The 11,166-nt window shown below is 65.5% G+C and carries 13 protein-coding genes; 5 read left to right on the top strand and 8 right to left on the bottom strand.

What is annotated here, in order from left to right; translation table 11 throughout:
* The first annotated feature begins 500 nt into the window (after nucleotides 1-500).
* Both BM394_RS21655 and BM394_RS21650 read left to right on the top strand, forming a co-directional pair.
* Entirely contained in the window at nucleotides 501-1,313 is an 813-nt protein-coding gene (locus BM394_RS21655; RefSeq protein WP_245780371.1) for a helix-turn-helix domain-containing protein, read from the top strand.
* Complete coding sequence (locus tag BM394_RS21650) at nucleotides 1,310-1,501, top strand: DUF397 domain-containing protein (RefSeq protein WP_092981535.1); 192 nt, start codon at nucleotides 1,310-1,312, stop codon at nucleotides 1,499-1,501. The genes BM394_RS21655 and BM394_RS21650 overlap by 4 nt, the downstream gene beginning before the upstream one ends.
* Before the next feature lie 107 nt (nucleotides 1,502-1,608).
* On the opposite strand, the gene BM394_RS21645 is transcribed toward BM394_RS21650, so the two are convergent.
* Nucleotides 1,609-2,130, bottom strand: a complete 522-nt coding sequence (locus BM394_RS21645) for a DUF3558 domain-containing protein (RefSeq protein ID WP_092981564.1) — start codon at nucleotides 2,128-2,130, stop codon at nucleotides 1,609-1,611.
* A gap of 20 nt (nucleotides 2,131-2,150) precedes the next feature.
* A complete protein-coding gene (locus BM394_RS21640; RefSeq protein ID WP_092981533.1) occupies nucleotides 2,151-2,609 on the bottom strand; it encodes a hypothetical protein in 459 nt (152 codons plus the stop codon).
* Nucleotides 2,610-2,815: 206 nt separating this feature from the next.
* Between BM394_RS21640 and BM394_RS21635 the strand changes: the two genes are divergently transcribed.
* Nucleotides 2,816-3,025, top strand: coding sequence for a DUF397 domain-containing protein (locus BM394_RS21635; RefSeq protein WP_092927325.1), 210 nt, complete (start codon nucleotides 2,816-2,818; stop codon nucleotides 3,023-3,025).
* A gap of 162 nt (nucleotides 3,026-3,187) precedes the next feature.
* Here the strand turns inward: BM394_RS21635 and BM394_RS21630 are convergent, their stop codons facing one another.
* The 5 genes from BM394_RS21630 to BM394_RS21610 form a co-directional block, all read right to left on the bottom strand.
* On the bottom strand, nucleotides 3,188-4,063 hold the full coding sequence (locus BM394_RS21630; protein WP_092981531.1) for a hypothetical protein: 876 nt from the start codon (nucleotides 4,061-4,063) through the stop codon (nucleotides 3,188-3,190).
* Between the two features lie 54 nt (nucleotides 4,064-4,117).
* The gene (locus tag BM394_RS21625; protein ID WP_092981529.1) at nucleotides 4,118-5,251 is read right to left on the bottom strand and encodes a hypothetical protein; all 1,134 of its coding nucleotides are present in this window, start codon (nucleotides 5,249-5,251) and stop codon (nucleotides 4,118-4,120) included.
* A gap of 9 nt (nucleotides 5,252-5,260) precedes the next feature.
* Nucleotides 5,261-5,536: a hypothetical protein gene (locus BM394_RS21620; protein ID WP_092981527.1), complete on the bottom strand. Its 276-nt coding sequence runs from the start codon at nucleotides 5,534-5,536 to the stop codon at nucleotides 5,261-5,263.
* A gap of 15 nt (nucleotides 5,537-5,551) precedes the next feature.
* Nucleotides 5,552-5,932 (bottom strand): SAV_915 family protein, encoded by a 381-nt coding sequence (locus tag BM394_RS24015; protein ID WP_483860537.1) that lies wholly within the window; start codon nucleotides 5,930-5,932, stop codon nucleotides 5,552-5,554.
* A 463-nt stretch (nucleotides 5,933-6,395) separates the two neighbouring features.
* Nucleotides 6,396-6,611, bottom strand: a complete 216-nt coding sequence (locus BM394_RS21610; RefSeq protein WP_092981522.1) for a hypothetical protein — start codon at nucleotides 6,609-6,611, stop codon at nucleotides 6,396-6,398.
* 144 nt (nucleotides 6,612-6,755) lie between these two features.
* Here BM394_RS21610 and BM394_RS21605 point away from each other — a divergent pair, with 144 nt between their 5' ends.
* A complete protein-coding gene (locus tag BM394_RS21605; RefSeq protein ID WP_217643655.1) occupies nucleotides 6,756-7,715 on the top strand; it encodes a GlxA family transcriptional regulator in 960 nt (319 codons plus the stop codon).
* 22 nt (nucleotides 7,716-7,737) lie between these two features.
* Here BM394_RS21605 and BM394_RS21600 read toward each other — a convergent pair whose 3' ends face one another.
* Nucleotides 7,738-9,840, bottom strand: coding sequence for an elongation factor G-like protein EF-G2 (locus BM394_RS21600; protein WP_092981519.1), 2,103 nt, complete (start codon nucleotides 9,838-9,840; stop codon nucleotides 7,738-7,740).
* 390 nt (nucleotides 9,841-10,230) lie between these two features.
* On the opposite strand from BM394_RS21600, the gene pdxS reads away from it, so the two are divergent.
* On the top strand, nucleotides 10,231-11,151 hold the full coding sequence (gene pdxS / locus BM394_RS21595; protein WP_092927538.1) for a pyridoxal 5'-phosphate synthase lyase subunit PdxS: 921 nt from the start codon (nucleotides 10,231-10,233) through the stop codon (nucleotides 11,149-11,151).
* Nucleotides 11,152-11,166: the final 15 nt, after the last annotated feature.

The following is an 11,166-nucleotide window of genomic DNA, read 5'->3' as shown; positions in this document are numbered from 1 at the left end:
GGTAGCGCTGCACCGTTCCGGCCATCCAGGCCGCCGCGGCCCGCGGCGTGAACAACACCGCCACCGGCCGCCGCCTGCGGCGGGACCTGGAACAACTGGCCCGCAGATCCACATGGGCGTGCCAATGCAACGCCAGGTCGTGCCAAGCGCTCGGCGGCGGAGTCACGAGGTCTTCCTGTAAGCCGCAGGGCGAAGCGCCCTCCGCCCGACGCGCTCGCCCGGAATCACCACTGCTCCACAACCACCGCCTGACGCAGCACCAGTAGACGCGCGGCTCACACCCGCCACAACGGGCCCTTCCTGCGGCGGAACGTACGGGGATCTGTCTCTCGTGAACATGGCGTTGCCTCCGAGATACCCAAGGATTTGTTGATTACCAGGCAAGTATTGGTTATCTGGTAAGTATCCAACAATCCTTCGATTGGGTGTTTGTCCGGTAAGCAACCGATATCTACGCTAATTTCATGGCTGGTAACAACGAGCATCCTCCGAAGGCACGTGTGCTCGGCGCGGAACTGCGACAATGCCGCATTTCCGCAGGCATGAAGCAACGCGAACTCGCCGAGCGACTCAACGTGAGCTACGTTTCGATTTCGCGCTATGAAACCGGAGCGCGTACTCCGAATCCCGAGGATGTCGCTCAGATCCTCGCCACTCTCGGCATCACCGGCGCGAGATACGTGGAACTGGTCGACATGGCGCGGGATGCCGACCAGCCGAATTGGCTGGACACCGGCCACACCGGCGCTCGTCGTGAACTCACCACGTTGATCGAGTTCGAGCGCACCGCTCGGCGCATCACGGATGTCGCCACCATCGTGATTCCAGGGCTACTTCAGACAGCGAACTACGCACGAGCCATCCTCGGCGAGACCAGCAGCGATCTCGATACCCGCGTGACCATGCGGGTCGGACGACGGGACGTGCTGTTGCAGCGTGATGCTCCCGAGTTCATCGCGTTGATCTGGGAAGCCGCGCTACGCGAACCACTCGGCGGCCACCAGACGATGGCCGACCAGCTGCAACACATCATGACGATGAGCGAACGCCCGAACGTCACAGTGCGGGTCATCCCGATGGGAAGCACGCGGTGGCATCCCGCTCACGCCGGTGCGTTCCTCGTCTTCCACTTCCCCAGGTCAGCACCGATCGTGCACGTCGAGAACTTCCACTCGACCACGTTCTTGCACAAGAGTAGGGATGTTGCCGCGTACGATACGGCGGCGACCACCCTGCAACAACTGGCGATGACCCCGGAAGACTCGAACGGGCTCATCGCCAAAATCAAAGACGAGATGGAAGGGCAACTATGACGATGCCCCCGCAAGGCTGGCGCAAATCGAGCCGATCCCAGCAACGTACGAGCTGCGTCGAAGTCGGCAGGACCGACGAGGGCGCAGCGGTCCGCGACACCAAGGACCGCTCGCTCGGCTACTTCACCACCACGAGCGCGCAGTGGCAGACGTTCCTGCACGCGGTCAAGACCGACCGGTTCAACTGAGACCAGCCCGGCGACACAGCGCCTCCGACAACACCGGAGGCGCTACCCGCGCCCACTATCGCTGAGAACGAAGCACACCTACCGACGCAGCGCGCCACGACACCCGCTCACGCGGGCTCAGGGACGTTCGGCTCCACCTTCTTCGCGAGCTCCAGTCCTTTGGCGCACTCATCAATCTCGTCAAAGCGACCAACTTCAAGAGCTTGAACCTGGATAAGTCCCTGGCCAGCATCAAACATCACGTTGCAGATTCGGGCCTGAGTTGAGCCCTTGGTAATTGCCGTCGCTCCGGGGCGCCCGTTCACCTTCGTCCGATCAAACTTGGCCCAATTCGATTCTTCCTCAGAAGATGAAACCGTCTGACGTTTATTTTTGATGATAGTAGCGTCAACTGGATCTCCCTCATACTTGCACGCAGGTTTCCATGGAAGCATTTCTTCGGGTTTTCCAGGAAGTTGCAATCCGAAGGACTTCAAGGTTTCCGATGAGAGGATCTCGCAAGGCTTAACACTCGCCAATACTTCCCCCGAAGGCGATTCCCCTGTGGTCTCCGAGGAGCCGTCACCAGCGCCTTCACTTGGCGAACACGCGGAAGCGCTGACCAGCGCTACGCCCGCAACAATAGTCATCAATGACCGCTTCCACATACTCACTGTGCGCCCCTCCGCAGATCCCCGGCAATCTGCTCATCGGTAGCCTGATAGTTCTCCTTGGCCTGCTCGAACAGACTCGCCTTGCGTCGCAACTCGTCAGCGAACTGTCTAAGCAGATCCGCCGCACCGGTCGAACCATTACTCGCTTTCTGACCGAACTTGGCAGCCAGCTGTTGGCCTGAGGTATAGGCCCCCAAACCAGGAACCTGCTGCAAACGGTCTGCCTTACCAGCAAGCGACTCAGCTTCCTCGGCCTCACGTCTGTACACCTCGGCCGCCTTGTCGGCGGCTTGTGGTTCCATGCTCAGCCCACCGCCCGAGATCTGCTGCTGGATCCAGGAGTTCTCGTCCCGGATCGACTGCAACGCCGCCCCAGCTCCTTCGAAACCGGACGCATCGGCACTCTGCTCCGCTATCGCGGCTCCCTTCGCAGCACAGGCACGCTCACCGTGCATGATCTCGCTCGCTCACGATCACTCTAGCCGAACATGCGGTTACGCTGGCCCGATATTCACCATCGCGGCTGTGGCCGATGTTTCACTCGGACGCTCGTAGCGGGTCCGACTTCGCATCGTTTAGTGATGGAGTCATTGGCCGAGCAGGCGTTGTCCCCGGCGGAGTCAGCCGAGTCCCTCTCCGAACTCGCTAAGGAGATCGCGTGATGCAACACGAGTGTGTGCTAAGTGCGGCCGAGTTATCCGTTAGCTGGTGCCGCAGCAGCCGTAGTGGTCCCAACGGTGGGCAATGTGTCGAGGCTGCTTCCCTGCCGGGTGCTGAGGTCACCGCTGTGCGGGATTCCAAGCGTCCGCACGGTCCGGCGCTGTTGTTCGATCGTCGGGCCTGGGCTGCTTTCCTCGGTTCGCTGCGCTGAATCCGGCGGTCACCCTGGCCGAACGAGCGTCCGGGGCGGCCCGCGAACAGCGACCCCGACTGTGACCGCGTGCTCTCGCGGGACCGATCCCCGCGATCGTGCGGTCGCGGCACCACGCGGGAGATCCGAGTGGGCGTTGTCCACTGCTCCCACCCTTGATTCTCAGTAGTCGAGAAGGTCCGCGCCGCGGATGCGGTCCACTCCAGCTTGGTTGCCCAGCTCGATTCGCATTTCCGAATGCCGTTGGTAGTAGTGTAGTGCGTGGTAGGCGAGGGTGGGGTCGACGGACAGATTCACCCCCTGCACGCCCATGTGCGGCGCCAATGACAGTTCCGGCTGCCGCCACATTCGGGAACGGCGGTGAAAATACGGAGTACTGTTGTCGTAGACAGCAGCGGTGATCAGCTGTCTCCCCGTTGTCCCCGCTGATATCGATACGATGCTTTCCCAGGGAAAGAAGCTCGTGAAGGCCCAAGAACGGTGGTAGACGCCCGTGGGTGCCAGAGCCAGGACACCGTGGCTCAACGCCCCTCGTAGTGCTTCGACAATCAGCAGGAGCAAGTAGAGCGTGGCTGTCCCGCTGGCGATGAACAACAGGGCGATACCCGTGTCACCGGGGCCACCGTCCGCGATCACGAGCAGGGAAATCACGGCGAAGAATCCGAACAGCGCCAGCATGGACACGGTCATGACCACATAAGTGGACGCGAGTCCCCGTGAGTACGGGATCACGACCGCTTCGGAGTTCGAGTACTCGACACGTTCGAGACGCACCGACGCGATACCGCGATCACGGACCCGCAGCCGGGTGAGCACCGCGAGACCGGCGAATCCGAGGAGCAGCGGAGCGCATGCCGCCATGATCAGCCCACGGGCATCAGGCGGGTTCGCCGACAACGCGCTCGTGGCCGCTATCACCGAGCCCGCTCCCAGCACCACGAACGCCGCTGCCGTGGCCCGGTCCTTCAGCCCACCCGGCGCGGGCCACTCTTCCGGCCAGGGCAGATGTCGAGTCAGCCGCTTATCGAGTTCGGACACAGCCGCTCAACTCCCAACATCGACGGCGAACCGTCCCAGCGGTACGGGGTTCGGTCAGAACACCGCGTTCCAGGCGCCCGAGACGGCGTCACCGACCGCTCCAGCCGCATCCGATGCCGCATCACCTACCGCCTCGACTCCTTCGTTGATCTTGTCCCGCACGTTGTCCGGAAGGGCGTCGTAGACGAAGTCGGCCGCCACACCGACACCGATCCCCACTCCGACAGCGGCCAACGCCCCCCAACCGACCGGTGTGGAGGCCACCAACGCGGCGGCACCGGCTCCGGCGAGCCCCGAGAACACAGCTTTGCCCGGTGGTTTACCGGTGTGAATGTCGTAACCGATTCCGGCGGCGGTTATCCCGAGTCCGATCACGGGGAGTTTTCCCCCGACCCGGCGTGCGAACCTGCTCGCACGAATACGCGTGTCCTCGGCTTGGCTCGCCTTGGCCATCTGTTGTCGAGTCTGGAACTCCGCCTCGGTGCTACCACCGGGTGATTTGAGATAGCGCGACTCGGCGGTCCTGGCTTCGGCATCGAGTCGGTTCGCTTCCGCCCGCATGATGCTCGTGTTCCTCGCGACCAAACCGCCCACCACGCCGTTGGTGAAATCCGTGGCGTGGATGTACCTCTTGTTCCAGAGATCACTCCAGTACTTCTCCACGTATTTTTTCGCGTCCCGCAACAGCGAATGGGACTTGTCCGCTTCCTGCCTGGCTTCGGCATAGGCAGCGGTTTTCTGCTCGTGAGCTTGTTGTGCCGAGACAGCGGCATCGTGCGCCCGTGCCTGTTGCGGAGTGGCATCGGCGGGCAGTTCTCGTGGAGCGGCGGGCGCGGCTCCCGGATCGAAGATCTTGGTGTCGGTCACTCGCAGTCCCGCTCCGACGGCGATGTCTCTCGCTCGCCGCATTCCCTGCTGAGCGGTGTGGAGGTCGTCCGCGTAACGTTCGAAGGAACGGCCCACGCCCTCGATGTCGCCGGCCAGTTCGTCGACTCCGGGGGCGATACGTCCCAACGTGCTTCGGAACGATTCCCCGGCAGCACCGCCCCAGACTCGTTCCGAACGCGACCGGACCCGGTTGTTCCGCGAAGCGCAGTCGTGCACAGCGGCGGAGAGGTCCGAACGCAACCAACGGGCGGCGCTCCGGATGCTCTCCGGATTTCCCTCGATTCTGGTATCGATCGGCACGCCGTCTCCTCAACCTTCCACACGTGGCAAGTTCTGTTCGGCGAATTCCTCGTTCTCGACGTAGACGCGGCCGCCTTCCGCGACAGCACCAGCGGCAGCGGCCACCCCGGTCGACAGTTCTCCGGCGGCTCCGGTGAACAAGCTCATCAGCTTACCCATGTCGGAACTGAGCTCGCCCGCGTCGGGAATGCCGGGCGCACTGCCCAGATCCTCGATGAAATCGCTTCCGTCACGCAGTGAACCCGCTAGGTTGTCGAGCTCTTCGGGGTCGACCTCGTATCCCATCCAAGCGCACCTCCCTCAGCGTCGGAACTCCTGGGGTATTTCCACGTCGAGCAGGATCAGATCGAAGTGGATGCTCCGGTCGAGCTCGTCCAGCTTCTCGGTGTGGACGGCCACCCAGGGCTGTTGCTCGCCACAGCACCGCACCAAACGCTCGTTGCTGGAGTAGACCAACAACGCGGTGCGCCCGTCGCGTGTTCGCCTCAGATCGACGGACAACTCACCGTTGTTCGGCGAAGCCGCTTCGCACGGCACGTAAACCACTGGTGGGAACGAGGGGCGCCCCTCAGTTCGTTCCCACGTTTCTCGTGAACCCTCTCGGTTCTCTTCCGGATCCAGGTAGTCAGCCCCCAGAACAGCTGGAGCAACGGTCTCGTCCCGGTCGCCACTACCCGCCATACGTGGCGGCATAGGCTCCTCCACGCTCGCAATCGAAGCGATCTTCCAGCCGGTCTCGAAGTGACATCATAAGGCTGGCAAGCGGCAATTTGGAGCCACTCGAATCAAATTCACCCACATGGCATCGGATAGCGAATACCGGCGAGTGGCAAGAGTGCTGTTCGGTAGCACCGAAATCGATCTGCACAACTACACATTATGGTGATTTCAATGGAACATTCGGCGGAATTTCGAACGCCGTCAACGCCGTATCGTCGTTCCACACTCTCGATGTCGGTCCTTTCGCGGCGAGCGCCGTGCGACAGGTCCGGAAGGCGGCCGGGCCGGTTGGTTTCGCGCGACCCGTACCGCGCACCGGCGAGGCGGTGGCACGTCGGTGCCCGCCCCGCCGGTCGTCGCCGCGGTACCGTGCGGCTCTCCGTGAGTTCCTGTCGTGCTTCCAGCGCCCCGGGCGGCCGGTGGCTCAGCCGACAGGTGTCGGTGTCTCGGCGTTCGCGGGACGTTCCGATCCTCGTGCGGCGTCGTCCGGTGCTGCCGTCCGAACGTCCTTCCGAAGGTCCGCCGCGCCGTCCCGCGTTTCCTCCCACGGCCGCAGCGAGCTCAGGTAGCGCTGCCACAACCACACGTTGTCGGCGTTGAACTCGTGGAGTACGCGCCAGAAAGCCCTCAACCGTCGCATGATCGCTCTCCTCGTTCGTGGTCTTCGAGTGCTCCGGCCGGCCGCTGGTAGCGGGTGATCACACCTGACAGCATGCGCCGCCCCGGCGACGTCCACGAGTGGCAGATCTGTCGATCATCGATGATTTACTGCCACAATCGCGTCGTGCCTCATTCGTGGAACGTGGCGGTACTGGTGGAGAACGGCGTGGCTCCGTTCGAGCTCGGGGTGGCCTGCGAGGTCTTCGGCACGGACCGCGGTGAGCAGGGACTTCCGACGTACGAGTTCGCGTTGTGCTCCGAGAGCCCGGGGCCACTTCGCACGAAGAGCGGTTTCCACCTGATCGCCACGCACGGGCTGGAGCGACTGCGGGAAGCCGATCTGGTGATCGTGCCGCCCATCGACGAACCCACTCCGCCGGAGGTCCCCCGCTCCGTCATCGACGCGCTGTCGGAGGCGGTCGAAGCGGGTTCCTGGGTGGCCGCGCTGTGTTCCGGCGTGTTCGTGCTGGGGGAGGCGGGGCTGCTCGGCGGCGGCAAAGCGGCGGTGCACTGGTACAAGGCGGCCGATTTCCGTCGGCGGTTCCCCGAGATCGAAGTGGACGAGTCGGTGCTGTACACGGCGAATCCGCCGATCTTCACCAGCGCGGGAACCGCGGCCGCGATCGATCTGTGCCTGCACCTGGTCCGGGTGCGCTCCGGTGCTCGTACCGCGAACGCCATCGCCCGGAGGATGGTCGTGCCACCACATCGGGAGGGTGGCCAGGCGCAGTACATCGAGCTGCCGGTGCCCACCTCGACCGACACGATGGGCCCGGTACTCGATTGGATGGAGCGGAACCTACGCCGTGAACTCACCGTTACCGAGCTCGCCCGCAAAGCGCGGATGTCACCGCGCACTTTCGCCCGCCGGTTCAGAACGGAAACCGGAACCACACCGCATCACTGGCTCACCACGCGACGGGTCGCGCGTGCCCAGCGGTTGCTGGAGGACACCGACAGCACCCTCGAAGTCGTCGCCGACAGCTGCGGATTCGGCAACGCCGCCGCGCTCCGACATCACTTCCTGCGTAGGTTGTCCGTAACTCCCACCGAGTACCGCCACACCTTCCGGGACAAGGGGTAGTCCACGCTCCCTCCCGGCCGGTTCATCGCGGCAACGGTTCGTAGCCCGCGAAGCTGCGGCTGAAGCTGGCGCTGCCCGAACTCAGCGAGCGCACGTTGATCGCGTAGCGCGTCAGTTCCGTGCTGGGCACGTGCGCCCGGACCACCGTCCAGCCGGTGTCCTCGGGTTCGGTGCCGATCACCCTGCCCCTGCGGCTGGACAGGTCACCGAGCACCGCCCCCAGGTGATCGTCCGGGATGTGCACCTCCACCTCGTCCACCGGTTCCAGCGTGAGCAGCCCCGCCCGCTCCGCGGCGGACTTCAGGGCGAGAGCTCCGGCCGCCTGGAAGGCCGCGTCGGAGGAGTCCACGCTGTGCGTCTTGCCGTCCACCAGCGTCACCCGCAGATCCACCATCGGGCACTCCGGCTCGATCCCGCGCTCCAGCTGTGCACGGACGCCCTTCTCGACACTGGCGATGAACTGCTTGGGAACGGCACCACCGACGATCCGGTCTGCGAACTCGAACCCCGCACCGCGCTCCAGCGGCTCCACCTCGATGTCGCAGACCGCGTACTGCCCGTGCCCGCCCGACTGCTTGACGTACCTGCCGTGTCCCTTCGCGGGGCCGCGGAAGGTCTGCCGGAAGGCCACCCGCACCGGTTCGGTGTCCACGTCCACACCGTTCTCCCGCAACCGCTGCAGGATCACCTCGGCGTGCGCCTCGCCCATGCACCACAGCACCATCTGGTGCGTCTCGGTGGAGCGGTCCAGCCGCAGCGTGGGGTCGGCGGCCAGCAGCCGGTTGAGGTTGCGGGCGAGCGCGTCGTCGTCGCCGTGCCCGGTGACGGCCATCGGCAGCAGCGGGTCGGGCATGTCCCACGGCTGCAGCAGCAGCGGGTCCCGGGGATCCGAGACGGTGTCGCCGGTCTCGGCCGAGGCCAGCTTGGTCAGCGCGCACAGGTCGCCCGCCACGCAGTACGGCACCTCCCGCAGTCCGGCGCCCAGCGGGCTGTGGATGTGGCCGATGCGTTCGGCGGAGTCGTGATCGGGATGTCCCCGTTCCGCCAGGCCGTGACCGGACACGTGCGCCGGACGGTCCGGCGACAGCGTTCCGGAGAACACGCGCAGCACCGAGACCCGTCCCACGTAGGCGTCCACCGAGGTGTGCACCACCTCCGCCGCCAGCGGGCCGTTCGGATCGCACTCCAACCGGCGGGGATTGCCTCCGTGCGGATCGGTGAACTCCGGGAGCACGTGCTCCAGCGGGGAGGGGAAGGCCCGGACGATGCCGTCCAGCAGTTCGGTCATCCCGATCCCGGTCTCGGCCGAGACCGGGATCACCGGGTGCAGCCCGCCGCGGGCCACCGCCGCCTCCAGATCACCGATGAGCGTCGCCTCCTCGATGTTCTCGCCGCCCAGGTAACGCTCCAGCAGGGTCTCGTCCTCGCTGCCCGCGATGATCCCCTCCAACAACCGGTCCCGGCCCGCCCTGGCCGACTCGTCCGGCGGTTCGGCGCTCGCTCGCACTATCGGCGTGCTGCCCTGCGAGTAGTCGTAGCTGCTACCGGTGAGCAGCCCGAAAAGCTCGGTCGGCGATCCACCGTGGTAGCGCGGCAGGTACAGCGGGACCACCCCGCTGCCGAACGCGGCCACGCAGGACTCGATCGCCGCCGTGGCGTCCGCGCGCGGTTGGTCCATGCGGGAGATCACCACCGCTCTGGGCATGCCGACCCTGTCGCACTCCTGCCATATCGTCCGGGTCGCGGAGTCCACCTCCTCGGTGGCGGCCACGACGAACAGCGCCGCGTCGGCCGCGCGCAGTCCCGCGCGCAGCTCGCCGATGAAGTCGGCGTATCCGGGCGTGTCCACAAGGTTGATCTTGGTCTCGCGATGCCACAGCGGAGCCACCGCCATGCCCACGGAGCGCTGCTGCTCCACCGCGGCGGTCTCGTGGTCGCAGACCGTGCTTCCCTCGGTGACCGAACCGCGTCTGCTGATGGTCGATGTGGTCGCCAGCAACCGTTCCACCAGTGTGGTCTTGCCGGAACCGGACGGGCCGACCAGCACCACGTTGCGAACGGCGGCGGGATCGGTCGCCGCCGGGACCGACTGAGCCTGCCCGTTGCCCGTGCGCTTGTTCCCCATCACTGCCCCCTGCCGCGTCGCACACCGGACTCGGATGTGGTGCCGAGCACACACCAGCTGGGAGGACTCCGCAAGGTCGAACCCGTGCGCACGGCGGGTCGTGAGTCGCTCGCGCGCCGAAAGTGGACTGGTGAGAAAGCCACGCAGTGGCCCGTTCGCCGTGCCGCGATCGCTCCTAGGCTCGGTCCTGTCGACCCCACCCGGCGTGTGTCGGCGTCACCGTCGTGTTCGGCCGGCCCTGCTGTGTTCAGCCAACCCTGCTGTGTTCGGCCGGCCTGCCGAGCCCTTCGGACGACGGTCGGCACGCCGTGCCCGGCACGCCGCCGGTGGTCGGGGCGAGTTCTTCCCGGAAAGAACGTGCCGGGAGTCAACCGCGCGAAAGGATCGAACGTGACCAACGGCGACACGACCAGCCCGTCCGCCGGCACCCAGGCGACCGGAACCGACGGTGTCAAGCGAGGTATGGCGGAAATGCTCAAGGGCGGCGTGATCATGGATGTCGTCACGCCGGAACAGGCGAGGATCGCCGAGGAGGCAGGGGCGGTCGCGGTCATGGCGCTGGAACGTGTGCCCGCCGACATCCGCTCCCAGGGGGGTGTCGCCCGGATGTCCGACCCCGAGATGATCGACAGCATCGTGCGTTCCGTGTCGATCCCGGTCATGGCCAAGGCACGTATCGGCCACTTCGTCGAGGCAGAGGTGCTGCAGTCGATCGGGGTGGACTACGTCGACGAGTCCGAGGTGCTCACCCCCGCCGACGAGGACAACCACATCGACAAGTGGCCCTTCACGGTGCCGTTCGTGTGCGGTGCGACCAACCTCGGTGAGGCGTTGCGGCGAATCTCGGAGGGCGCGGCGATGATCCGTTCCAAGGGAGAGGCCGGTACCGGCAACGTCGTCGAGGCGACCCGGCACATGCGGCGGATCCGCGCGGACATCCGCAGGCTGTCGGTGCTGGACGGCACCGAGCTCTACGCCGCCGCCAAGGAACTGCGGGTGCCGGTGGAGCTCGTGCGCGAGGTCGCTCGCACCGGCGAGCTGCCGGTGGTGCTGTTCACCGCGGGCGGGATCGCCACACCGGCCGACGCGGTGATGATGCGCAGGCTGGGTGCCGAGGGAGTCTTCGTCGGCTCGGGCATCTTCAAATCGGGGGATCCGGCGGCGCGCGCCGAGGCCATCGTCAAGGCCACTACCCTCTACGACGATCCCGAGCTGGTCGCGAAGGTCTCCCGCGGGCTCGGTGAGGCGATGGTCGGGATCAACGTCGACGACCTTCCGGAGGAGCAGCACTACGCCCAGCGCGGCTGGTGACGCCGCACCTCGATG

Source organism: Actinopolyspora lacussalsi subsp. righensis (assembly GCF_900116555.1).
Lineage (GTDB): Bacteria > Actinomycetota > Actinomycetes > Mycobacteriales > Pseudonocardiaceae > Actinopolyspora > Actinopolyspora lacussalsi.
This window is presented reverse-complemented; position numbering and strand designations above follow the sequence as displayed.